General features: G+C 65.9%; 20 protein-coding genes. 13 read left to right on the forward strand and 7 right to left on the reverse strand.

All coding sequences use genetic code 11. From position 1 onward, the window contains the following. Positions 1-47: 47 nt before the first annotated feature. Positions 48-521: a DUF2127 domain-containing protein gene (locus BMZ17_RS02535; RefSeq protein WP_093135126.1), complete on the reverse strand. Its 474-nt coding sequence runs from the start codon at positions 519-521 to the stop codon at positions 48-50. Between the two features lie 31 nt (positions 522-552). Next, the gene (typA, locus tag BMZ17_RS02540) at positions 553-2,382 is read right to left on the reverse strand and encodes a translational GTPase TypA (RefSeq protein WP_093135131.1); all 1,830 of its coding nucleotides are present in this window, start codon (positions 2,380-2,382) and stop codon (positions 553-555) included. A 105-nt stretch (positions 2,383-2,487) separates the two neighbouring features. On the opposite strand from typA, the gene BMZ17_RS02545 reads away from it, so the two are divergent. The 4 genes from BMZ17_RS02545 (at position 2,488) to prpE (ending at position 8,015) form a co-directional block, all read left to right on the forward strand. Beyond that, positions 2,488-2,982: a peptidylprolyl isomerase gene (locus tag BMZ17_RS02545; RefSeq protein ID WP_093135136.1), complete on the forward strand. Its 495-nt coding sequence runs from the start codon at positions 2,488-2,490 to the stop codon at positions 2,980-2,982. A 266-nt stretch (positions 2,983-3,248) separates the two neighbouring features. After that, positions 3,249-4,235, forward strand: coding sequence for a malate dehydrogenase (locus tag BMZ17_RS02550; protein ID WP_093135140.1), 987 nt, complete (start codon positions 3,249-3,251; stop codon positions 4,233-4,235). A 155-nt stretch (positions 4,236-4,390) separates the two neighbouring features. After that, a complete protein-coding gene (locus BMZ17_RS02555) occupies positions 4,391-6,025 on the forward strand; it encodes an acyl-CoA synthetase (RefSeq protein WP_093135144.1) in 1,635 nt (544 codons plus the stop codon). Positions 6,026-6,113: 88 nt separating this feature from the next. Then, positions 6,114-8,015 (forward strand): propionate--CoA ligase, encoded by a 1,902-nt coding sequence (gene prpE / locus BMZ17_RS02560; RefSeq protein ID WP_093135149.1) that lies wholly within the window; start codon positions 6,114-6,116, stop codon positions 8,013-8,015. Between the two features lie 121 nt (positions 8,016-8,136). On the opposite strand, the gene BMZ17_RS02565 is transcribed toward prpE, so the two are convergent. Continuing rightward, positions 8,137-9,348: a citrate synthase family protein gene (locus tag BMZ17_RS02565; protein ID WP_093135153.1), complete on the reverse strand. Its 1,212-nt coding sequence runs from the start codon at positions 9,346-9,348 to the stop codon at positions 8,137-8,139. A 121-nt stretch (positions 9,349-9,469) separates the two neighbouring features. Here BMZ17_RS02565 and prpB point away from each other — a divergent pair, with 121 nt between their 5' ends. From prpB to prpC, 3 genes are read left to right on the forward strand one after another with little or no spacing between them, the layout of a single operon-like run. Further along, positions 9,470-10,357 carry a methylisocitrate lyase gene (prpB, locus tag BMZ17_RS02570; RefSeq protein ID WP_093135158.1) on the forward strand — a complete coding sequence of 296 codons (888 nt, stop codon included), beginning with the start codon at positions 9,470-9,472 and terminating at the stop codon, positions 10,355-10,357. 35 nt (positions 10,358-10,392) lie between these two features. Continuing rightward, on the forward strand, positions 10,393-11,016 hold the full coding sequence (locus BMZ17_RS02575) for a DUF1003 domain-containing protein (RefSeq protein WP_093138001.1): 624 nt from the start codon (positions 10,393-10,395) through the stop codon (positions 11,014-11,016). Between the two features lie 4 nt (positions 11,017-11,020). After that, positions 11,021-12,178, forward strand: coding sequence for a bifunctional 2-methylcitrate synthase/citrate synthase (prpC, locus tag BMZ17_RS02580; RefSeq protein ID WP_093135162.1), 1,158 nt, complete (start codon positions 11,021-11,023; stop codon positions 12,176-12,178). Between the two features lie 81 nt (positions 12,179-12,259). Here the strand turns inward: prpC and BMZ17_RS02585 are convergent, their stop codons facing one another. Both BMZ17_RS02585 and BMZ17_RS02590 read right to left on the reverse strand, forming a co-directional pair. Continuing rightward, on the reverse strand, positions 12,260-12,718 hold the full coding sequence (locus BMZ17_RS02585; protein ID WP_093135167.1) for a cell wall hydrolase: 459 nt from the start codon (positions 12,716-12,718) through the stop codon (positions 12,260-12,262). 310 nt (positions 12,719-13,028) lie between these two features. After that, positions 13,029-15,083, reverse strand: a complete 2,055-nt coding sequence (locus tag BMZ17_RS02590; RefSeq protein WP_093135172.1) for an NADPH-dependent 2,4-dienoyl-CoA reductase — start codon at positions 15,081-15,083, stop codon at positions 13,029-13,031. Positions 15,084-15,454: 371 nt separating this feature from the next. Here BMZ17_RS02590 and BMZ17_RS02595 point away from each other — a divergent pair, with 371 nt between their 5' ends. From BMZ17_RS02595 to BMZ17_RS02605, 3 genes are all read left to right on the forward strand, one after another. Further along, positions 15,455-16,534 (forward strand): OmpA family protein, encoded by a 1,080-nt coding sequence (locus BMZ17_RS02595; RefSeq protein ID WP_093135175.1) that lies wholly within the window; start codon positions 15,455-15,457, stop codon positions 16,532-16,534. Between the two features lie 234 nt (positions 16,535-16,768). Then, entirely contained in the window at positions 16,769-17,290 is a 522-nt protein-coding gene (locus BMZ17_RS02600; protein ID WP_093135179.1) for a hypothetical protein, read from the forward strand. 44 nt (positions 17,291-17,334) lie between these two features. Beyond that, a complete protein-coding gene (locus BMZ17_RS02605) occupies positions 17,335-18,093 on the forward strand; it encodes a pseudouridine synthase (protein WP_093135183.1) in 759 nt (252 codons plus the stop codon). Here BMZ17_RS02605 and BMZ17_RS02610 read toward each other — a convergent pair. Together BMZ17_RS02610 and kbl are read right to left on the reverse strand one after the other, a co-directional pair. Beyond that, the gene (locus tag BMZ17_RS02610; protein ID WP_093135188.1) at positions 18,083-18,469 is read right to left on the reverse strand and encodes an HNH endonuclease; all 387 of its coding nucleotides are present in this window, start codon (positions 18,467-18,469) and stop codon (positions 18,083-18,085) included. The two genes, BMZ17_RS02605 and BMZ17_RS02610, sit on opposite strands and share 11 nt — an antisense overlap. A 9-nt stretch (positions 18,470-18,478) precedes the next feature. Further along, positions 18,479-19,687, reverse strand: a complete 1,209-nt coding sequence (kbl, locus tag BMZ17_RS02615; protein WP_093135192.1) for a glycine C-acetyltransferase — start codon at positions 19,685-19,687, stop codon at positions 18,479-18,481. Between the two features lie 191 nt (positions 19,688-19,878). On the opposite strand from kbl, the gene BMZ17_RS02620 reads away from it, so the two are divergent. Genes BMZ17_RS02620 through cysW form a run of 3 tightly spaced genes read left to right on the forward strand, consistent with a single transcriptional unit; the run spans position 19,879 to position 22,687 of the window. Next, positions 19,879-20,916 carry a sulfate ABC transporter substrate-binding protein gene (locus tag BMZ17_RS02620; protein WP_093135195.1) on the forward strand — a complete coding sequence of 346 codons (1,038 nt, stop codon included), beginning with the start codon at positions 19,879-19,881 and terminating at the stop codon, positions 20,914-20,916. Continuing rightward, complete coding sequence (gene cysT, locus BMZ17_RS02625; RefSeq protein ID WP_093135199.1) at positions 20,913-21,773, forward strand: sulfate ABC transporter permease subunit CysT; 861 nt, start codon at positions 20,913-20,915, stop codon at positions 21,771-21,773. The genes BMZ17_RS02620 and cysT overlap by 4 nt, the downstream gene beginning before the upstream one ends. Then, positions 21,773-22,687 carry a sulfate ABC transporter permease subunit CysW gene (cysW, locus tag BMZ17_RS02630; RefSeq protein ID WP_093135204.1) on the forward strand — a complete coding sequence of 305 codons (915 nt, stop codon included), beginning with the start codon at positions 21,773-21,775 and terminating at the stop codon, positions 22,685-22,687. Before cysT ends, cysW begins: the two co-directional genes overlap by 1 nt. Positions 22,688-22,713 lie beyond the last annotated feature (26 nt).

Raw genomic sequence — 22,713 nt, forward strand, 5'->3', positions numbered from 1 at the left:
AACAGGGATCGGCGCAGGCTAAACGCTTGCGGGCCGGGCGTGCAACGTCAGTGGCGACGCCGACGCAGCAGGTCGCAGGCCAGGATGGCCACGACCAGCAGGTTGATGATGACCACCGCCCAGGTGTGCCAGCCCGGATGCCGGATCAGCGCGTACATATCGAAGGGCAGGTAGACGGCCGTGCCGACGCAGCCCAGCCACGAGGCCCAGGCCTTGGCCCGCCACAAACCCCAGGCTTCCACCAGGCGCCAGATGGCGTAGATGGCGACCACGGCCACCGCCAGGTGGACCGCTTCGGGACTGATGGCTTTGAGCAGCGAGGGCAGGGTGCCGTGCTCGGGATCAAGATTGAAGCGGGCGATCATCTCGTGGATGAAGCGCCGGATGGGGTCGGGCCCCATCACTTCCAGGCTGGCGCCTGCAATCAGGGCCAGCAGGCCCTTGGCCAGTTCGAACAGCGCCAGCGCGTGCAATCCCGGATGCGCATGCGGATCCGGGTCGTAGGGGCGTTGCGGGTGCATCGAACGGACGAAGGGCCGTGTTGCGAGGCGATCAGGCGGCGCGCGAGGCGCGCTTGCGATCGCTTTCGGTCAGGAACTTCTTGCGCAGGCGGATTTCCTTCGGCGTGATCTCGACCAGCTCGTCGTCGTCGATGAAGTCCAGGGCCTGCTCCAGCGAGAACTTGATCGCCGGGGTCAGGGCGATCGCGTCGTCCTTACCCGAAGCACGCATGTTGGTCAGCGGCTTGGTCTTGATCGCGTTGACGGTCAGGTCGTTGTCCTTGGAGTGGATCCCGATCAGCTGGCCTTCGTACACGTTGTCGCCTTCGGCGGCGAACAGCTTGCCGCGTTCCTGCAGCGGTCCGAGCGAGTAGGCCGGCGTGGCGCCCGGGGCGTTGGCGATCATCACGCCGTTCAGGCGCTTGGCGATCGCGCCCTGTTCCTTCGGACCGTAATGGTCGAACACGTGGAACAGCAGGCCGCCGCCCTGGGTCAGGGTCTTGAACTCGTTCTGGAAGCCGATCAGGCCACGCGCCGGGATTTCATAGTCCAGGCGCACGCGACCCTTGCCGTCCGGCTCCATGTTCTTGAGCTGGGCCTTGCGGGTGCCGAGCTTTTCCATGACGCCGCCCTGGTGGATTTCTTCCACGTCGATCACCAGCTGCTCGATCGGCTCCATCATCTGGCCGTCGATCTCCTTGATGATCACTTCCGGGCGCGACACGGCCAGCTCGTAGCCTTCGCGACGCATGTTCTCGATCAGCACCGACAGGTGCAGCTCGCCGCGGCCGGAGACCAGGAACTTGTCCGCGTCTTCCAGCTGCTCGACCTTCAGCGCCACGTTGTGCACGGTCTCGCGCTCCAGGCGGTCCTTCAGCTGGCGGCTGGTCAGGAACTTGCCGCCCGAGAGGTCCTTGTTGCCGGCGAACGGCGAGTTGTTCACCTGGAAGGTCATCGAGATGGTCGGCTCGTCGACGGTCAGGGCCGGCAGCGCTTCGGGGGTGTCCAGGGCGCAGATGGTGTCGGAGATCGTCAGCTCCTGGATGCCCGAGATGGCGACGATGTCACCGGCCTCGGCGCTGTCCTGCTCGATGCGCTCCAGGCCCAGGAAGCCCAGCACCTGCAGCACCTTGCCCTGGCGCTTCTTGCCTTCGCGGTTGATGACCGAGACGGGCATGTTCTTCTTCAGGGTGCCGCGCTGGATGCGGCCGATGCCGATCACGCCCACGAAGTTGTTGTAGTCCAGCTGGCTGATGCGCATCTGGAAGGCGCCGTCCGGGTCGACTTCCGGCTTGGGCGCGTGCTTCATGATCGCTTCGTACAGCGGGGTCATGTCGCCGCTGCGCACGGTGTCTTCCAGGCCGGCGTAGCCGTTCAGGGCCGAGGCGTAAACGATCGGGAAGTCCATCTGCTCGGGCGTGGCGCCCAGGCGGTCGAACAGGTCCCACACCTGCTCCACGACCCACTCGGGGCGCGAACCGGGGCGATCGACCTTGTTGATGACCACGATCGGCTTGAAGCCCATCGCGAAGGCCTTCTGGGTCACGAAGCGGGTCTGCGGCATCGGGCCGTCCATGGCGTCAACCAGGATCAGCACGGTGTCGACCATCGACAGCACGCGCTCGACCTCACCGCCGAAGTCGGCGTGGCCGGGGGTGTCGACGATGTTGATGCGGTTGCCCTGCCAGGTGATGGCGGTGTTCTTGGCCAGGATCGTGATGCCACGTTCCTTTTCCTGGTCGTTGCTGTCCATCACGCGCTCTGCGAGCACGGTGCGCTCAGACAACGTGCCGGACTGCTTGAGCAGCTGGTCGACGAGGGTGGTTTTACCGTGGTCGACGTGCGCGACGATGGCGATATTGCGGAGATTTTCGATGGACATGCGTCGGCGGGCGCGCTGGTCTGCACGCAGGGCTAGGGAGGGAAGCGCGTATTATAGCCGGTTACCGCCCAGTACCGGGCTGCTCGCTCCAAAGGAGTCCCCAAGATGTCCCTGACCGCCACTTTCAACACCTCCCGCGGCCCCATTCAGGTGGAGCTGTACCCCGACAAGGCGCCGCTGACGGTGGCCAACTTCGTGAACCTGGCCAAGCACGGCTTTTACGACGGGCTGATCTTCCACCGCGTCATCCCCGATTTCATGATCCAGGGCGGCTGCCCAGAAGGCTCCGGCCGTGGCGGCCCGGGCTACCGTTTCGAGGACGAGACCAACAACGGCCTGGGCCATGACCGCGGCGTGCTGTCCATGGCCAATGCCGGTCCCAGCACCAACGGCAGCCAGTTCTTCATCACCCACGTGTCCACCCCGTGGCTGGACGGCAAGCACACCGTGTTCGGCAAGGTCCTGTCGGGCCTGGAAGTCGTTGACGCAGTGAAGCAGGGCGACGTGATCGAGACCCTGGTCATCGAAGGCGACGCCGATGCCGTGCTGGCCGCCAAGGCCGACCGCGTGGCCGAATGGAACAAGCACCTGGCCGCCTGATCCGGCTCCGACGCGCCGGCGCGACCGCAAGTAGACCTTTGGTTGAACACGGTCGCGCCGGGCCTGCGTGCTAAAATTCCGCGCCGCACAATTGAGGCGGCGCCACCAGGAGTCCGCTGTCCATGTCGATCGCGCCGTGTCATCCGCTGGATGCATGCGAGGTTGTGACAGCGCTTCCCGTGAGCCCTCCATCCGCCTGGCGCGTCTAGCGCCTATCCCCTGAGGCGGGCATCGGCCCGCCGTCCGATGCACGAGGAATCCACACCATGAAACAACCCGTCCGAGTTGCCGTCACCGGCGCTGCCGGCCAGATCGGTTACGCCCTGCTGTTCCGCATCGCCTCCGGCGAAATGCTGGGCAAGGACCAGCCGGTCATCCTGCAGCTGCTGGAGCTGCCGATCGACAAGGCCCAGGCCGCCCTGAAGGGCGTGATGATGGAGCTGGAAGACTGCGCGTTCCCGCTGCTGGCCGGCATGATCGGCACCGACAACGCCGAAGTGGCCTTCAAGGATGCCGACGTCGCCCTGCTGGTCGGCTCGCGTCCGCGCGGCCCGGGCATGGAGCGCAAGGATCTGCTGCTGGCCAACGCGGAGATCTTCACCGCCCAGGGCGCGGCGCTGAACAAGGTCGCCAGCCGTGACGTGAAGGTGCTGGTGGTCGGCAACCCGGCCAACACCAATGCCTACATCGCGATGAAGTCCGCCCCGGACCTGAATCCGAAGAACTTCACTGCCATGCTGCGCCTGGACCACAACCGCGCGCTGAGCCAGCTGTCGGCCAAGCTCGGCAAGCCGGTCGCCAGCATCGAGAAGCTGGCCGTGTGGGGCAACCACAGCCCGACCATGTACCCGGACTACCGTTTCGCCACCGCCGACGGCGCCTCCATCGGCGAGGCGATCAACGACCAGGAATGGAACGCCAACACCTTCATCCCGACCGTGGGCAAGCGCGGCGCAGCGATCATCGAAGCTCGCGGCCTGTCCTCGGCCGCCTCGGCTGCCAACGCCGCCATCGACCACATCCATGACTGGGTGCTGGGCACGGATGGCAAGTGGGTGACCATGGGCGTGCCGTCCGACGGTTCGTACGGCATTCCGGAAGGCGTGATGTTCGGCTTCCCGGTGACCACCGAAAACGGCAGCTACACCATCGTCAAGGATCTGCCGATCGACGACTTCAGCCAGAAGTACATCGACAAGACCCTGGCCGAGCTGGAAGAAGAGCGCGCCGGCGTGGCCCACCTGCTCGGCTGATCCAGCGCTGACACAGGTGTCATGAAGCGCCGGGCCGTAAGGTCCGGCGTTTTTGTTTGTGCGCGCGTCGGGTGAGACCAAGGTCGAAACGCGATCGCGGCGCGCGCCGACTACGCTGCCAGGCAGACCAACGACGTGGAACCGGGAGGGTTTCGATGTCGCACGATGCCTATACGCAGGGCCTGGAGCGCAATCGCGCCAACTACACGTCGCTGTCGCCGCTGAGTTTCCTGCGCAAGGCGGCGCAGGTGCATCCGCAGCGCGTGGCGTTGATCCACGGCGAGCGTCGCCTGACCTGGAGCGAGGAATACGCGCGTTGCCGAAGGCTGGCTTCGGCGCTGCACGATTGGGGCATCGGGCGCGGCGATACCGTGGCGGCGATGCTGGCCAACACGCCGGCGATGTTCGAGCTGCACTACGGGCCGGCGATGCTGGGCGCGGTGGTCAACACGCTCAACACGCGTCTGGATGCGGCCACGATCGCCTTCATGCTCGACTACGCGCAGGCGAAGGTCTTGTTCACCGATCGCGAATTCGCACCGGTGGTCGCGCAGGCGCTGGCGTTGTGCAAGCAAGCGCCACGCGTGATCGATGTGGACGACGCGGAAGTGACCGCTGGCGATTTCCTCGGCGAAATCGAATACGAAGCCTTCATCGCCGGTGGCGATGCCGCATTCGAGATGGCGCTGCCCGAGGACGAGTGGGATGCGATCTCGCTCAACTACACCTCCGGCACCACCGGCGATCCGAAGGGCGTGGTCTATCACCATCGCGGCGCGTATTTGAATGCGGTGGCCAACATCATCGACTGGTCGATGCCGCCGCATCCGGTGTACCTGTGGACGCTGCCGATGTTCCACTGCAACGGCTGGTGTTTCCCGTGGACGATGGCGGCCGTCGCCGGCACGCAGGTGTGCCTGCGCAGGTTCGATCCCAAGCGCGTGTTCGAGCTGATGCGCGAACACGGCGTCACCCACTATTGCGGCGCACCGATCGTGCATAGCGCGCTGGTCGCCGCACCTGCCGAATGGAAGCAGGGCTTGAGCGGCGTGCAGGCGCAGGTGGCCGGTGCGGCACCCCCGGCGGCGGTGATCGAAGGCATGGAGCGCATGGGCTTCCATATCACCCATGTGTATGGATTGACCGAGGTCTATGGCCCCGCGTCGCTGTGCCAGCCGAAGGACGAGTGGGCTGCGCTGGGCATCGCCGAACGTGCCGACCTCAACAGTCGCCAGGGCGTGGCCTGCCTGCTGCAGGAAGACATGCAGGTGCTCGATCCGCAGACGCTGCAGCCGGTGCCGTGGGACGGGCAGGCGATCGGCGAGATCATGTATCGCGGCAACATCACCATGAAGGGCTACCTGGGCAATCCACGCGCGACGCAAGCCGCGTTCGAGGGCGGCTGGTTTCATACCGGCGATCTGGCGGTGGTGTATCCCGATGGCTACGTCAAAATCCGCGATCGCTCCAAGGACGTGATCATCTCCGGTGGCGAGAACATCTCCTCGATCGAAGTGGAAGATGCGCTGTGTCGTCATCCAGCGGTGATGGCCGCGGCCGTGGTCGCGCGCCCCGACGAGAAGTGGGGCGAAACCCCGTGCGCTTTCATCGAACTGAAGTCCGGCAGCGACGCGCCGGCCTCCGATGCGTTGCAGCAGTACTGCAAGACCCATCTGGCCGGCTTCAAGGTGCCGCGCGCCTTCGTGTTCGGCGAGTTGCCGCGCACCTCCACCGGCAAGGTGCAGAAGTACCTGCTGCGCGAGCGCGCCAAGGAGCTTCCACCTGCCTGAGTGACGCGCTGCAGCTTCGACCATCGTCCAAAGGTGAGGCTGTCGGGGCGGCCCTATGCTCGTGGCATCGGTCCAGGGAGGCGCTGCAATGTCGTACGAAGAGGTTTATCGCCGATCCATCGAGCAGCCCGAGGCCTTCTGGGCAGAGGAAGCCAAGGCGATCCACTGGCACGTGCCGCCGCAACAGATCCTGGATTATTCCAAGCCGCCGTTTCGCAAGTGGTTCGTCGGTGGGAAGACCAATCTTTGCTACAACGCGATCGACCGGCATCTCGACGCACGCCCGGACCAGCTTGCGTTGGTGGTGGTCTCCACCGAGACCAACGGTACGCGTGAGATCACCTACCGGCAGCTGCACGAGGAAGTGAATGCCTTCGCGGCGGTGATCCAGCAGCTGGGCGTCGGGCGCGGCGATCGCGTGGTGGTGTACATGCCCAACATGGCCGAGGCCGTGTTCGCGATGCTGGCGTGCGCGCGCATTGGCGCGGTGCACTCGGTGGTGTTTGGTGGCTTCGCCGCGCACAACCTGGCGCTGCGCATCGATGACGCCAAGCCGAAGCTGCTGATCGCGGCCGATGCGGGCAGCCGCGGTGGCAAGGTGATTCCGTACAAGCCGCTCATCGATGCGGCCTGCGCCGAGGCGCAGTTCCCGCCGCCGAAGGTGTTGATCGTCTCGCGCGATCTGGATCCGGCCGAGCCGAAGGTCGCCGGGCGCGACGAGGATTACGCCACGTTGCGTGCGCAGGTTGAAGGTGCGCAGGTACCGGTGGCTTGGCTGGAATCCAACGAGCCGGCGTATCTGCTCTATACCTCCGGTACCACCGGCAAGCCCAAGGGCGTGCAGCGCGATGTCGGCGGTTATGCGGTGGCGATGGCGCAATCGATGCGCACCATTTTCGACTGCGGCCCGGGCCAGGTGATGTTCTCCACCTCGGACGTGGGTTGGGCCGTGGGCCATTCGTACAACGTGTATGGGCCGCTGATCGGTGGCTGTACCGCGATCCTTTACGAAGGCCTGCCGATCAATCCCGATGCCGGCATCTGGTGGGCGCTGTGCGAGCAGTACGGCGTGCGCACGATGTTCTCCTCGCCCACCGCGATCCGCGTGCTGAAGAAGCACGACGTGGATTTCATCCGCCGCCACGATCTATCCGAACTCAAGTACCTGTTCCTGGCCGGCGAGCCGCTGGACGAACCCACGGCGCACTGGATCACCGATGCGCTGCGCAAGCCGGTGATCGACAACTACTGGCAGACCGAAACCGGCTGGCCGGCGCTGACGCTGTTGCCCGGACTGGACATGAAACCACTGCGTTTCGGCTCGCCGGGCTTTCCGAATCTTGGCTACAAGATGAAGATCATCGACGAGGCCACTGGCGAAGAAGTCGCGCCCAATCAGAAGGGCGTGCTGGTGATGCAGCCGCCGCTGCCGCCGGGCTGCATGACCACCATCTGGAACGATGACCAGCGTTTCATCGACAGCTACTTCAGTCACTTCAAGGAACTGCTGTACAGCTCGCTGGACTGGGCGATCAAGGACGCCGATGGCTACACCTTCATCCAGGGCCGCACCGATGACGTGATCAACGTGGCCGGCCATCGCCTGGGGACGCGCGAGATCGAGGAATCGGTGTCCGGCTTCAGCGGCGTGGCCGAAGCGGCCGTGGTGGGCGTGATCGATGAATTGAAGGGGCAGGTGCCGGTGGTGTTCGCCACGCTGCGCCAGGCCACCGATGAAACCGATGCGCGCAACCAGGCCGCCGACGGCATGCGCAAGATCGTCGAGACCGACCTGGGCGCGGTCGCGCGGCCGGCGCGGGTCTACATCGTCAACGCGTTGCCCAAGACGCGCTCGGGCAAGCTGCTGCGGCGTTCGATCCAGGCGCTGGCGCAGGGCAGCGATCCGGGTGATCTGTCGACGCTGGACGATCCCGGTGCGCTGGAAGAAGTGCGTCGTGCGTTGAGCCGCGGGCCCGACTCGGGCGCCTGAGTCGTTGCGGGGGCCGCTCTGCGTGGCCTCGGGCCATCAGTGGCGATGCGGCTTTCCCTGTAAAGCGCTATCGCCGCTGATGGCCCGGCGCCACGTAGACCGGTTCCCACAAAAAGCGGCATCACGCATTTGGGCGCGCATTCGCCGCGCTCGGCGCCAGCCCGGTGTATTGCGCGCGCGGGCGGATCAGCTTGCCTAGCGTCTGTTGTTCCAGCACGTGCGCCAGCCAACCGGCCAGGCGTCCGCACGCGAACAGGATCAACGCGGGCGCGGCGGGCAGGCCGTAGGCATAGCAGATGGTGGCCAGCATCAGGTCCACGTTCGGACGCAGGCCACTGACCTCGTGCGCGCGGGCGATCAGCGCTTCAACCTGTTCCATCTGCGGCGTATCGCCGGCATGGGCGCGCAGCATCGCCAGCAGCTCGGCTGCGCGCGGATCGCCGTGCGGATACAGCGCATGGCCGAAGCCGGGCAGGTCGTCGCCGCGCGCCCAGCGCGCTGTGACTTCATCAGCGCCAGCCTCCAGCAGCGCATAGGCGCGCGCGGTGGCACCGCCGTGGCGCGGCCCGGACAACGCCGCCAGGCCGCTGCAGACGGTGGCGTGCAGGTGCGCGCCGGTGGAGGCCACCACGCGCGCGGCGAAGGCCGAGACATTGAGTTCGTGATCGGCGCACAGCACCAATGCGGCGCGGACCAGTTCGGCCAGGGTGTCGTCGCCCGGCGCCCAGTGCCCGGCCAACTGCAGGTGGACCGGCGCGGCATCGGGCGCGGCGGCGATCAGCAGGGCGGCGTTCTGGCGTAGCAGCAAAGCGGCCAGCTCAAAGCGCACGGGCAGGGCGAGGTTGAACGAATGCCGCACGTCCAGCGCCAGCAGTGGCATGCAGGCCAGGGTGCGTTCCAGCGGGGGGAGGGCAGCATTCGTGGCCAGCGGCGCCAGCAGTGCCGGCCAGGGCGCGGGCACTGCTGCGAACGGGTCATGCGGGCCGCAGTCCCAGAGCAGGCGCGCGGTGTCTTCCAGCGTGGCGCCAGCGCGGACCGCGGCCACGGCAGACTGGCCGCGGTAGTACGGGCCGTCGGGCTGGATCAGCGAGATCCGGGTTTCCAGCACCGGCAGGCCGCGGTCCAGGCTTTGCGCGGCCCCGCGTGCGGCGCCGCGGCCGGCCTTCTTGTTCTGTGCCAGGCGTTCGACCTCCTGGCGCCGGTACATGCGGCTGCGATGGTCGGTGCCGGGGCGCGATTCCAGCAGACCGCGGCTGACGTAGGCATACAGCGTGGCCGTGGTGATGCCGAGCAGTTCGCAGGCCTGGCTGGCGGGGATGAGGTCGTCGTCCATCGAAAGGTTGATTGGTGCAATCAAGATTGATCAATGCATTGGAGAGTGCCAGATTGCGCCACGCCCTGCGAGCGGCGCGCATGCCGGCTCGTTCGCACACACATATAGATGGAGTAAGGCCATGACCTCCCTGACCGCCGGCGCCCGCTTCCGCGCCGCCCTGGCCGCCGAATCCCCGCTGCAGGTGATCGGTGCGATCAACGCCAACCACGCCCTGCTGGCCAAGCGCGCCGGCTACAAGGCCGTGTACCTGTCCGGTGGCGGCGTGGCGGCCGGCTCGCTGGGCATGCCGGACCTGGGGATCAACACGCTGGAAGACGTGCTGATCGACACCCGCCGCATCACCGATGTGTGCGACCTGCCGCTGATGGTGGACATCGATACCGGCTTCGGCGCCAGCGCGTTCAACATCGAGCGCACGATCAAGTCTCTAATCAAGGCCGGCGCGGCGGCGTGCCATATCGAAGACCAGGTGGGCGCCAAGCGCTGCGGCCATCGTCCGGGCAAGGAGATCGTCTCGCAGAGCGAAATGGCCGATCGGGTCAAAGCCGCGGCCGATGCCAAGACCGATGCGGATTTCTTCCTGATCGCGCGCACCGATGCGATCCAGGTCGAAGGCGTGGATAAGGCGATCGAACGCGCCATCGCCTGCGTCGAGGCCGGCGCCGATGGCATCTTCGCCGAAGCCTCGTACGACCTGGGCACCTACCAGCGCTTCGTCGAGGCGGTGAAGGTGCCGGTGCTGGCCAACATCACCGAGTTCGGTGCCACGCCGCTGTTCACCCGTGAAGAACTGGCCAGCGTCGGCGTAGCGATCCAGCTGTATCCGCTGTCCGCATTCCGTGCGATGAACAAGGCCGCCGAGAACGTCTACACCACCATCCGCCGCGATGGCCACCAGCAGGCGGTGCTGGACACCATGCAGACCCGCGAGGAGCTGTACGAGCGCATCGGCTATCACGCCTTCGAAAACAAGCTGGATGCATTGTTTGCATCCCGCCCGCGCTAGCCGGACATCGCCGCGCACCTGCGTTGGAGTTCGCCATGCCGCTGTCCCGTCATCGCTACAAGGCACCGGATCGCCTGCAGACCGCACGCGCGCTGCTGCAGAGCGAGATCGAGAAACTACCCGAGGACGAGCGCGCGATCGTCGAGCGCTTCGTCCAGCGCAAGCAGGTGTCGCGCAACATCGTGCGCGACTACGACCAGTCTTCCTCGCTGGGCGAGCGCATCGCCGATCGCGTGGCGGCCATCGGCGGCAGCTGGAGTTTCATCCTGGTGTTCCTGGGCTGCCTGATTGGCTGGATGGTGCTCAACTCGCTGGTGCTGGCGCGCGACGCCTTCGATCCCTATCCCTACATCCTGCTCAACCTGTGCCTGTCGTGCGTGGCTGCCATCCAGGCGCCGATCATCATGATGAGCCAGAACCGGCAGGGCACCATCGACCGCCTGCGCGCGGAGAACGACTACGCCGTCAACGTCAAGGCCGAGCTTGAAATCATGCAACTGCAGGAAAAGCTCAACGGCCTGCGCGACCAAGACTGGACGCATCTGGTCGAACTGCAACAGCAACAAATTCTGATGCTGCAGCGCCTGGTCACCGACCTGTGCGGCGCCGCGCCTGCAGTCCCCGCGTCATTCGATATTCCAGAGCAGAAGAGCGAGTAATCCCATGAGCGAATCCGCCACCGCCACCCCCGGCTTCAAGCCGAAGAAATCCGTCGCGCTATCTGGCACGCCGGCCGGCAACACCGCGCTGTGCACCGTCGGCCGGACCGGCAACGACCTGCACTATCGCGGCTACGACATCATGGATCTCGCGAAAAGCGAGTTCGAGGAGATCGCGTATTTGCTGGTGCATGGCAAGCTGCCGACCACGGACGAGCTGCGCGCGTACAAGGCCAAGCTGAAATCGTTGCGCGGACTGCCTGCCGCAGTGAAGGCGGCGCTCGAAGAACTGCCGCCCTCGGCGCATCCGATGGATGTCATGCGCACCGGCGTCTCCGTGCTGGGCTGCGCGCTGCCGGAAAAGGACGATCACAATCATCCCGGCGCGCGCGATATCGCCGACAAGCTGATGGCTTCGCTTGGTTCGATGCTGCTGTACTGGTATCACTGGAGCCACAACGGTCGCGCGATCGACGTGGAGACCGATGACGATTCCATCGGCGGCCACTTCCTGCATCTGTTGCACGGCGAGAAGCCCAGCGATGCGTGGGTCAAGGCGATGCACACTTCGCTGGTGCTGTATGCCGAGCATGAGTTCAATGCCTCCACGTTTGCATGCCGCGTGATCGCCGGCACCGGCAGCGACATGTTCAGCGCGATCTGCGGCGGCATCGGCGCACTGCGCGGTCCCAAGCATGGCGGCGCCAACGAAGTCGCGTTCGAAGTGCAGAAGCGCTACGACTCGCCCGACGAGGCCGAAGCCGATATCAAGGCGCGCGTGGAGAAGAAGGAAGTAGTGATCGGCTTCGGCCATCCCGTCTACACCGTCAGCGATCCACGCAACAAGGTGATCAAGCAGGTTGCGCATGACCTGTCCAAGACGCAGGGCAGCCTGAAGATGTACGACATCGCCGAGCGTCTGGAGACGGTGATGTGGGACATCAAGAAGATGTTTCCCAACCTCGACTGGTTCAGCGCAGTGAGCTATCACATGATGGGCGTGCCGACGGCGATGTTCACGCCGCTGTTCGTCATCGCGCGCACTGCAGGCTGGAGTGCGCACGTCATCGAGCAGCGCATCGACGGCAAGATCATTCGTCCGAGTGCGAATTACACCGGTCCGGAAGATCTGGCGTTCGTGCCACTGGCAAAGCGCGTGTGACGTGCTGCGATGCAGGCCCTGCCTGCAGATGTAAAAAGGCCGGCGATTGCCGGCCTTTTTTGCTGACGATGTCGCGCGCGATTACAGGCGCGGCTTCAGCGACTGCACGCGATAGAAGGTGTGATCGCCGATGGTCGCCACGGTGTAAGCATTGCTCCAGCTCGGCGTGACCAGCTCGTGCGCCGCGAAGTGGCTCGCGCCCGGCACGATCTCGCGGCGTGAACCGCTGGGCAGCGCCCAGTTGCGCTCGGAATCCAGCGCGACCGAGACCGACTTGGCCCACGCGTTGCCGTTCTGCAGGCGCGTGGAGGCGGGCACGATGCCGGGTGCAAACTGATGACGTGCCGTGACCACATCGCAGATCGAATCGCCCCACAGGCCGCTATCACGGCGACGCAGGGCGACTTCAGCGACCGCTTCCTGTCCGCGCACGCTTTGGTCGCGGGCTTCCAGGTAGACGGTGGTGGACAGGCACAGCGAATCGGCGGCCGGCTGCGGCAACATGTTGTGCGACAGCCATAAAATCCAGGCCAGTTTCATAAGACTCCTTGCTCCGTTTGGCCGCATGTTTCGAGTCGTCCCGAGGTGCGTGGGAAGACGGCCGAACAGTGCAGTTGAGCGTCATGGGGAGGCAGCCGTCTCTCGGGCTGCCCGGTCCTGGCCTGAATCAAAGGTCGGCCAGAAGAACCCGCCTGAACTGGGCGGCGGGTCGGAAAGTTGGCGCAAGGTACGGGCCGAATTCAAAACGTCACCTGAATATCGACGCTTGCATTCACGCTGCTGACTAGGCAAGCCAGCGTCTCATGACAGGCGATCCGCGATGCCGCTTTGCAGCACGCATCGCGCGATTTCACAGCGTGGCGGCGAGCCTGCTGGCTTGATCGATCGCACGCTTTGCATCGAGTTCTGCCGCGACATCGGCACCGCCAATCAGATGTGCATTGATGCCTGCTTTCTTGAGCGCATCGAACAGTTCGCGGCGTGGTTCCTGACCCGCACAGATCACGATCGTGTCCACGGGCAAGGTCTGCGTGCTCGCCTCGATGCGCACGTGCAGGCCTTCATCATCGACGCCGAGATATTCGACACCGCCAAGCATGCGCACCTGCTTGGCCTTGAGCGTGGCGCGGTGCACCCAGCCCGAAGTCTTGCCGAGTTTTGCACCGGGCCGGCCGGGCGAGCGCTGCAGCAACCAGACCTCGCGTGCCGGCGCTTCGGGCTGCGGCTTGGTGAGGCTGCCTGGTGATTCGAAACTTGTGTCGACGCCCCATTCGCGCATCCAGCGCTGCGGATCGAGGCTGGGCGAAGCGCCTTCCTGCACGAGGAATTCGGCGACATCGAAGCCGATGCCGCCGGCACCGATCAGTGCGACGCGCTTGCCCGGCACCACGCGGCCGGAGAGCACGTCGACATAGTTCACAACCTTGGAATGATCGGCGCCGGCGAAGTCCACCTGGCGCGGCGTGATGCCGGTGGCGAGCACGACCTCATCGAAATTCCGCAACGCCTGCGCATCGACCTGCGTGGAGAGGCACAGGGTCACGCCGGTGTCGTCGATGCGCTGGCGGAAGTAGCGCAGCGTTTCGTGGAATTCTTCCTTGCCGGGAATGCGCTTGGCGTAGTTGAACTGTCCGCCGATCTCGCCGCTGCCTTCGAACAGCGTCACCTGATGGCCGCGCTCGGCGGCGACCGTGGCGCAGGCCAGGCCCGCCGGGCCTGCGCCGACCACGGCGATGCGACGTGGCGCCGCGGTCTTGCGATACACCAGTTCGGTTTCCGCACAGGCGCGCGGATTGACCAGGCAGCTGGCGCGCTTGTTCTGGAACACGTGGTCCAGGCAGGCCTGGTTGCAGGCGATGCAGGTATTGATGCGCGTGGCCTGATTCGTGCGTGCCTTGCGCACCCACTGCGGATCGGCCAATAGCGGCCGCGCCAACGACACCATGTCGGCCTTGCCGCCGGCCAGGATGTCCTCGGCCACCTGCGGCATGTTGATGCGGTTGGTCGCGATCACCGGCACGCGCACTTCGCCCTTGAGCTTGGCGGTGACATCAGCAAAGGCGGCGCGTGGCACCGAGGTGACGATGGTCGGAATGCGCGCTTCATGCCAGCCGATGCCCGAGTTGATCAGCGTGGCGCCGGCGGCTTCCACCGCGCGTGCCTGGGCAGCGATCTCCGGCCACGCGTTGCCGCCTTCGACCAGATCCACCAGCGACAGGCGGTAGATCACGATGAAGTCCGGCCCGCAGGCTTCACGCACGCGGCGCACGATCTCCACCGCAAAGCGCATCCGCCGCGCGGCATCGCCGCCCCACGCATCGCTACGCTGGTTGGTGCGCGCAGCGGTGAATTGATTGATCAGGTAACCCTCCGAGCCCATCACCTCGACGCCGTCGTAGCCTGCCTCGCGCGCCAGGCGTGCGGCGTGGGCGTAGGCATCGATCTGGCGTTCGACCCCGCGCGCACTGAGGGCACGCGGGGTGAAGGGGTTGATCGGCGCCTTCAGCTTCGAGGGCGCCACTGACAGCGAGTGGTAGGCGTAGCGGCCGGCGTGCAGCAGCTGGGCGCAGATCTTCGCCCCGTGCGCATGCGCCGCGGCGGTCACCGCGCGGTGCGGGCGCACTTCCCACGGCCAGGACAACTTGCCACCGAACGGCTTGAGCCAGCCGACCAGGTTGGGCGCGAACCCGCCGGTGACGATCAACCCGACTTCGCCCTCGGCCCGCTCGGCCACGTAGGCCGCCAGTTTGGGGAAGTCCGCGGCGCGATCCTCCAGGCCGGTGTGCATGGACCCCATCAACACCCGGTTGCGCAGGGTGGTGAAGCCCAGATCGAGCGGCTTTAACAGATGCGGGTAGGGCGAGGTGAGGTCGGTCGAGGCCTGGCGCAGATCGGAGCTGGGCATCTCAATACGCTTGCGTACGGAAGGTGCGCGCACATTGCCGTAAAGCCGTCGGGGCAGCAAGCGCAACGCGCGCTACTGCCAGTTTGCGATGCGCTGAACGGCAGCCAATGAACGATTTGGATACAACTCCCGCGCGCCGATTTCACACCGCGTGCGCTTTCGCGCCCGTATAACGTGCCCCGCACAGAGCAGGAACGCCGGCCAAGTTGTTAGGCTGCTGTTAACGTGGTCTTCACGACCCCCTGCATAATCTGCGCCGGTGTTGACGGCCTGACCGCTGATCAAACATTCGACTGAATGCAGTTAAGGCCGGGGATGTCCCCGCTCCCACGCAAACGGTTTTCAAAACCCTGATTCTCAAGGAGTCGCAAATGAACAAGAAACTTCTCTGTGCCGCAATGCTGGCCGGACTGAGCGTGGCGCAGGCCGCTTCGGCTCAGGAGTTTGATGACCGTTGGTACCTCACCGGTGCTGTTGGCTACAACATGCAGGACAGCGATCGCAACACGGACGACGCGCCGTTTGCCTCGATCGGCCTGGGCAAGTTCATCAGCCCGAACTGGTCGCTCGACGGTGAACTGAACTACCAGAACCCGCAAATGGATCCGGAAGACGGCCTGAACTGGTCGCAGTACGGCATCTCGTTCGACCTGCGTCGCCACTTCATCGCCGAAGGCCGTGGCTGGAACCCGTACGTGCTGATGGGCCTGGGCTACCAGCGCTCGGAAGAAGAGTTCGACGCGTTCCCGAGCCCGAACTCTCCGGGTGAGAGCAAGGACGGCAACTTCGCCGCCAAGGTCGGCGTCGGTCTGCAGACCACCTTCGAAAGCAAGGTCGCCGTGCGCGCCGAAGTCGCCTACCGCGCTGACTTCAACGACCAGAGCGTTCGCGCTCCGGACGAGTCGTACTTCGGTGACGTGCTGGCCTCGGTCGGCGTCGTGATCCCGCTGGGCACCAAGGCTGCGCCGGTTGCTCCGCCGCCGCCGCCGCCGCCGGCACAGACCTGCGCCGATCTGGATGACGACGGTGACGGCGTCAACAACTGCGACGACAAGTGCCCCGGTTCGCAGGCTGGCCAGACCATCGGTCCGGACGGCTGCCCGGCTCCGGTCACCATCGACCTGAAGGGTGTGAACTTCGACTTCGACAAGGCGACCCTGCGTCCGGACGCCGTGGCGATCCTGTCTGAAGCCACCCAGATCCTGAACCGTTACCCCGACCTGAAGGTTGAAGTCGCCGGTCACACCGACTCCGTCGGTACCGACGCCTACAACCAGAAGCTGTCGGAGCGTCGCGCCAAGGCCGTGTACGACTACCTGACCAGCAACGGCGTGTCGGCTTCGCGTCTGCAGGGTCCGGTTGGCTACGGCGAGAGCCGTCCGATCGACACCAACGAGACTGCCGAAGGCCGTGCGAAGAACCGTCGCACCGAGCTGAACGTCCAGAACTAATCTGGCCGTTCGCGGGGAACGCTGCGGCTTGCCGTAGCCTCCTTCGGACTCAGGAAAAGCCCGGCCTCGCGCCGGGCTTTTCTTTTGAGCGGTCCGCGCAGGCACGACAATGCACTTGATGCGTATTCAGTCTTTTATTTCAGTCATTTGCGCCAAAAACATCGCGTAACGGTTGATCGCGGGCGGGTCGCTTGCCTACACTCGCGCAACTCTTTTTCAGGCGATGCCTCTTCCATGCGCGCGACCTCTCTTGCGGTGCTGTCCCTGCTCGCCGTTGCTCCGTTTGCACACGCCCAGCAGGCCCAGAACTGCACTGGCGTCAGCCCGCAGCCGATCCCGCAGCGCGCCACCATCCTGCCGCCGGTTGCGGTGGAGTTGTTCGCCAACACCACGCGCTTGGGCGCGCCCAGCGGCGTGCTGGCCCAGTCGTATGACGAAGCGCAGTCGGTGGACCGCGTGCTGCTGCGCTTGAAGGTCGATGGTTGCCGCGAGCTGGCGATGGCGGCCCCGGCACTGAAGGCCAATGATCCGGCCGGCTACAAGCCCAAAACCCAGTTCGACAATTCGCCCTGGCGGTTCGACATGAACCAGGGCGGCAAGCGCATGACCGCCGACGAGTTCGACGCGTGGATGAAGTCGCGTGGCGTGCGCGTGGTCAAGGCCAAGCCCGCCGCTGCTGCACCGGCCGCGCCGGGTGAGGCGACGACCACTCCGGCCGCAACGCCGGCCGTGGCCGAGCCGGCACCGAAGAAGTAATCCGTGGCCGACCTGCGTGTCGGCCGATGTCCTGACGATCCGACATGACGGTCCGTAAGCCGGCTCCCGTGAGCGCGCCCCGGCACGGGCTTGCGCGTGCGCTGTCCAAGCTGGGGCTGTGCTCGCGTACGGAGGCCGCGCGCTGGATCGCGATCGGCCGCGTCCGCGTCGATGGTCGCGTGGTGCTGGATCCCGAATTTCCGACGATTGCCGGGCGCTCGTGTATCGAAGTCGATGGCTTGGCCGATGCCGCCGCGCCGCGCCGCTACCTGATGCTCAACAAGCCGCGCGGCCTGGTCACGACTGCGGCCGACGAGCGGGGGCGTGACACGATCTATCGCTGCTTCGATGGGGCCGGCTTGCCCTGGCTTGCGCCGGTCGGGCGCCTGGACAAGGCCAGCGAAGGCCTGTTGTTGATGAGCAACGATCCGGTCTGGGCCGCGACCATCACCGATCCCGCGACGGGTCCTTCGAAGACCTACCACGTCCAGGTCGATGCGATCCCCGATCCGGCGCTGCTGCAGCAGTTGGAGCAGGGCACTTCGGTCGAGGGCGAACACCTGCGCGCCGCACGCGCGACGCTGCTGCGCAGTGGTGCGCGCAATGCGTGGCTGGAAATCACCCTGGACGAGGGCCGCAACCGCCAGATCCGCCGGCTGCTGGAGGCTTACAGCCTGGCCACGCTACGCCTGGTGCGCGTGGCGATCGGCGAGCTGCCGTTGGGCGAGTTGGCGAAAGGCACGTGGCGCGACCTGACGCCGGACGAAGTGCGCGCGTTGGCGCCGCCTTCAGCTACGGGCTAGGCGGCGCGCGCCAGCGCGAAAGACGCGTCGCCAGCAGTGCCGTGACGACTTCGACGGCGCGCGTGTCGAGCGGCCCATGCGCGTCATGGCGCCTGCCTTTGCCGTGATTGCACGCCGCGCAGGCCAGGGCCAGATTGCGTGGATCGTCCGCGTCGTCGCCCACGCGCGAGGTCAATAGCTGCGCTGGCATCAGTCCAAACCAGCTCTGCGGCACCACATGCTCCAGCGTCACAAGGCCCAGCGGTTCGCCATCGGCGCGGAGCTGCAGCACGCGCCGGCAATGCAGGCAGCGCGTGGTCCAGATCCCATCCTTGAGCTGCGCCTGCGCGTCGGTCTGTGCGGCCAGCAACAGGCGACGACGCAGGACGGTCCGCATCGGAAAGGCTTAGCCCTTCAACACGCCCAGCTCGTGGCCGATGCGGGTGAATGCATCGATGGCCTGGTCCAAGTGCGCACGGGTATGGGCGGCGCTGATCTGGGTGCGGATGCGCGCCTGGCCCTTGGGCACGACCGGGAAGAAGAATCCGATCGCGTAGATGCCTTCTTCCAGCAGGCGCTGGGCGAAGCGTTGGGCCAGCGGCGCGTCGTAGAGCATTACCGGGCTGATCGGGTGCACGCCGGGCTTCACGTCGAAACCTGCGGCGGTCATCTTTTCGCGAAAGTAGGCGGTGTTCTCCTTGAGCTGCGTGCGCAGGTCGCCGGCGGCGTCGAGCATGTCGAACGCGGTGATGCCGGCGGCCACCACGTGCGGCGGCAACGAGTTGGAGAACAGGTACGGACGCGAGCGCTGGCGCAGCAGCTCGATCACCTCGGCGCTGGCGGTGGTGAAGCCGCCCAGCGCGCCGCCCATCGCCTTGCCCAGGGTGCCGGTGATGATGTCGATCCTGTCCAGCACGCCCTTCACCTCGGCCGAGCCGCGGCCGGTGTCGCCGAGGAAGCCGGTGGCATGGCATTCGTCGATGTGCACCAGCGCGCCGTACTTCTGCGCGAGCGCTGTGATTTCATCCAGCGGTGCGATGAAGCCGTCCATCGAGAACACGCCATCGGTGGTGATCAACTTGGTCTTGCAGCCGGCCGCATCGGCCGCCTGCAGCTGTGCTTCCAGATCGGCCATGTCGCAGTTGGCGTAGCGGAAGCGCTTGGCCTTGCACAGGCGCACGCCGTCGATGATCGAAGCGTGGTTGAGGCTGTCGGAGATGATCGCGTCGTCCTCGCCCAGCAGCGGCTCGAACAGGCCGCCGTTGGCGTCGAAGCAGGCCGCGTACAGGATCGTGTCCTGCTTGCCGAAGAACTGCGCGATCTTGGCTTCCAGCTGCTTGTGCAGGTCCTGGGTGCCGCAGATGAAGCGCACCGAGGCCATGCCGAAGCCGTGCGTATCCAGCGCCGCCTTCGCCGAGGCGATGATGTCCGGATGGTCGGCCAGGCCCAGGTAGTTGTTGGCGCAGAAATTCAGCACCGTGCGGCCGTCTTCCAGCGTGATTTCCGCCGACTGCGGGCCGGTGATGATGCGCTCGGACTTGAACAGCCCGGCATCGCGGATGCCCTCCAGTTCCTCGGCGTAGCGGTGGGTCAGGGCGGGGCGGGCGTCGGTCATCGGGCGAAGGCCTGGGGCAGCTGAACGGGCCGCCATTTTACGCGGCGGCTCCGGCGATGCCGTTATGGTCATCCGCCTGATTCCTGTTGGCGATAAGGTCGCACGGTTTCATCATTTCGCGGCACACTCATGCCTGTGCAGCATGACGTTCCCTGAACGCGGCCCTGCCGCCCCCGCCCACGAGGTTTGCCATGTCGACAACTCGATTCCGCCGTCTGCGCCAGGTTTTCGCGGCTGCGATGGCGGCCTGCGTGCTCACCATCGCCGCCGGCGCGACCGCGCAGCAGAAGCAGCTGCTCAACGTCTCCTACGATCCCACCCGCGAGCTGTACCGCAACCTCAGCGCCGAGTTCTCCAAGGAATGGCAGGCCAAGCACGGCGCGCCGATCCAGGTGGAGTCCTCGCACGGCGGCTCGGGCAAGCAGGCGCGCGCGGTGATCGACGGGCTCGAAGCGGACATCGTCACCCTGGCGCTGGCTTACGACATCGACTCCATCGCCGACAAGGCCAAGCTGCTGCCGGCCGACTGGCAGAAACGCCTGCCCGACAACAGCACGCCGTACACCTCGACGATCGTGTTCCTGGTGCGCAAGGGCAATCCGAAGAAGATCAAGGACTGGCCGGACCTGCTCAAGCCGGGCGTGGCGGTGATCACGCCGAACCCCAAAACCTCCGGTGGCGCCCGCTGGAATTACCTGGCGGCGTGGGCCTACGGCCAGTACATCTTCAAGGGCGATGAAGCCAAGACCCGGCGCATGGTGACCGCGCTGTACAACAACGTGCCGGTGCTCGACACCGGCGCCCGCGGCGCCACGACCACCTTCGTCCAGCGTGGCATCGGTGACGTGCTGCTGGCCTGGGAGAACGAGGCCTTCCTGTCGCAGGAAGAACTGGGCCCGGACAAGTTCGACATCGTCGTGCCCAAGCTGTCGATCCTGGCCGAGCCGCCGGTGGCGCTGGTGGACAAGAACGTCGACAAGCACGGCACGCGTGCCGAGGCGCAGGCGTTCCTGGATTTCCTCTACACACCCGAGGCGCAGAAGATCATCGCGCACAACTACTACCGCCCGCGTCATCCCGAGTTCGCCGATCCGGCCGACATCGCGCGCTTCCCGAAAGTGAAGCTGGTGACGATCGATGAGGCCTTCGGTGGCTGGGCCAAGGCGCAGGCCACGCACTTCGCCGATGGCGGTGAGTTCGACAAGATGCTGGCAGGCAAGAAGCGTTGAGCACGGCCAGCGTCACCGCGCCGCGTGTGCGCCGAAGGCGGGTGATCCCCGGCTTCGGCCTCAGCCTGGGCACAACGTTGTTGTGGCTCGGGCTGATCGTGTTGTTGCCGCTGGCCGGCGTTTTCATCAAATCGGCGGGCCTGGGCTGGCACGGACTGTGGGCGGTGTGGACCGATCCGCGCGTGCTGGCTGCGCTGCGCATCAGCTTCGGCACTGCATTGGCAGCGGCCGCGTTCAACGCGGTGGCGGGCACGCTGGTGGCGTGGGTGTTCGTGCGTTATGACTTCCCGGGCAAGCGCCTGTTCGACGCGATGATCGACCTGCCGTTCGCCCTGCCCACGGCCGTGGCCGGCATTGCATTGACCCAGCTCTACGGCCCGACGGGCTGGATCGGGCAGTGGCTGGAAGGCGCCGGCATCAAGGTCGCCTACACGCCGCTGGGCATCACCGTGGCGCTGGTCTTCATCGGCCTGCCGTTCGTGGTGCGCGTGGTCCAGCCGGTGCTGGCCGAGGCGGAAAAAGAGCTGGAAGAGGCCGCCGCCAGCCTGGGCGCCAGCCGCCTGCGCACGGTGGTCTCGGTGGTGCTGCCGTCGGTATGGCCGGCGGTGCTGTCGGGCTTTGCGTTGGCGTTCGCGCGTGGCGTGGGCGAATACGGCTCGGTGATCTTCATCGCCGGCAACCTGCCGGGCGTGTCGGAGATCGCGCCGCTGCTGATCACGATCAAGCTGGAAGAATTCGACTACGCCGGCGCCACCGCGATCGCCGCGGCGATGCTGCTGCTGTCCTTCGTGCTCTTGCTGATCATCAACACGCTGCAGGCGCGCCTGCAGCGTCGCGGCATGAAGGCGCTGGTCTGATGGCCGCCGTGACGCTGCCGCGCGTGTCCCATCCGCGTGCACCGACCACGGAACCTGCGTGGATGAAATGGACGCTGGTCGTGCTGGCGTTGCTGTTCCTGCTGTCGTTCCTGCTGCTGCCGCTGGTGCTGGTTTTCAGCGAAGCGCTGCGCGGCGGCCTGGACGCCTTCCTGAAAGCCATCCGTGATCCGGACGCGCTGGCCGCGATCCGCCTGACTTTCGTGGTCACCGCGATCGTGGTGCCGCTGAACCTGATCTTCGGCGTGGCCGCGGCCTGGGCGGTGAGCAAGCACGAGTTCCGCGGCAAACGCATTCTGGTCAGCCTGGTCGACTTGCCGTTCGCGGTGTCGCCAGTGGTGGCGGGGCTGGTGTTCGTGCTGATCTTCGGCGCGCAGGGCTGGGCCTGGCCGCTGATCGACCACGGCTGGCGCGTGGACCTGCCGCTGCTGGGCGACACGCTGATCCAGCTGCCCAAGATCGTGTTCGCGCTGCCGGGCATCGTGCTGGCCACGACCTTCGTGACCTTTCCCTTCATCGCCCGCGAACTGATGCCGCTGATGGAGCAGCAGGGCAGCGACGAGGAGTTGGCCGCGCTGAGCCTGGGCGCCAACGGCTGGCAGACCTTCTGGCGCGTGACCGTGCCCAACATCCGCTGGGCGCTGCTGTACGGCGTGCTGTTGTGCAGCGCGCGGTCGATGGGCGAGTTCGGCGCGGTGTCGGTGGTGTCCGGCCATATCCGCGGGCGCACCAACACGTTGCCGCTGCACGTGGAAATCCTCTACAACGAATACGCCTACAGTGCGGCTTTCGCCGCTGCCTCGCTGCTGGCGCTGAGCGCGCTGGTCACCCTGGTGCTCAAGACCTGGCTGGAATGGCGCCACGGCGAGGCGCTCGCCGCCAGCCACCGACACTGACCACACGCTGCAAGGATTCCTGATTC

It is taken from the genome of Pseudoxanthomonas sp. GM95, from assembly GCF_900109775.1.
Taxonomy (GTDB): Bacteria; Pseudomonadota; Gammaproteobacteria; order Xanthomonadales; family Xanthomonadaceae; genus Pseudoxanthomonas_A.

Coding starts and splice junctions, on each gene's coding strand:
- BMZ17_RS02545 (WP_093135136.1), top strand. CDS start 2,488: ATGTCCCTGACCGCCACTTTCAACACCTCCCGCGGCCCCATTCAGGTG.
- typA (WP_093135131.1), bottom strand. CDS start 2,382: ATGTCCATCGAAAATCTCCGCAATATCGCCATCGTCGCGCACGTCGAC.
- BMZ17_RS02565 (WP_093135153.1), bottom strand. CDS start 9,348: ATGGACGACGACCTCATCCCCGCCAGCCAGGCCTGCGAACTGCTCGGC.
- kbl (WP_093135192.1), bottom strand. CDS start 19,687: ATGACCGACGCCCGCCCCGCCCTGACCCACCGCTACGCCGAGGAACTG.
- BMZ17_RS02600 (WP_093135179.1), top strand. CDS start 16,769: ATGCGCGCGACCTCTCTTGCGGTGCTGTCCCTGCTCGCCGTTGCTCCG.
- BMZ17_RS02585 (WP_093135167.1), bottom strand. CDS start 12,718: ATGAAACTGGCCTGGATTTTATGGCTGTCGCACAACATGTTGCCGCAG.
- cysW (WP_093135204.1), top strand. CDS start 21,773: ATGGCCGCCGTGACGCTGCCGCGCGTGTCCCATCCGCGTGCACCGACC.
- BMZ17_RS02575 (WP_093138001.1), top strand. CDS start 10,393: ATGCCGCTGTCCCGTCATCGCTACAAGGCACCGGATCGCCTGCAGACC.
- BMZ17_RS02610 (WP_093135188.1), bottom strand. CDS start 18,469: ATGCGGACCGTCCTGCGTCGTCGCCTGTTGCTGGCCGCACAGACCGAC.
- BMZ17_RS02595 (WP_093135175.1), top strand. CDS start 15,455: ATGAACAAGAAACTTCTCTGTGCCGCAATGCTGGCCGGACTGAGCGTG.
- BMZ17_RS02605 (WP_093135183.1), top strand. CDS start 17,335: ATGACGGTCCGTAAGCCGGCTCCCGTGAGCGCGCCCCGGCACGGGCTT.
- BMZ17_RS02550 (WP_093135140.1), top strand. CDS start 3,249: ATGAAACAACCCGTCCGAGTTGCCGTCACCGGCGCTGCCGGCCAGATC.
- prpE (WP_093135149.1), top strand. CDS start 6,114: ATGTCGTACGAAGAGGTTTATCGCCGATCCATCGAGCAGCCCGAGGCC.
- BMZ17_RS02535 (WP_093135126.1), bottom strand. CDS start 521: ATGCACCCGCAACGCCCCTACGACCCGGATCCGCATGCGCATCCGGGA.
- BMZ17_RS02590 (WP_093135172.1), bottom strand. CDS start 15,083: ATGCCCAGCTCCGATCTGCGCCAGGCCTCGACCGACCTCACCTCGCCC.
- prpC (WP_093135162.1), top strand. CDS start 11,021: ATGAGCGAATCCGCCACCGCCACCCCCGGCTTCAAGCCGAAGAAATCC.
- prpB (WP_093135158.1), top strand. CDS start 9,470: ATGACCTCCCTGACCGCCGGCGCCCGCTTCCGCGCCGCCCTGGCCGCC.
- BMZ17_RS02620 (WP_093135195.1), top strand. CDS start 19,879: ATGTCGACAACTCGATTCCGCCGTCTGCGCCAGGTTTTCGCGGCTGCG.
- BMZ17_RS02555 (WP_093135144.1), top strand. CDS start 4,391: ATGTCGCACGATGCCTATACGCAGGGCCTGGAGCGCAATCGCGCCAAC.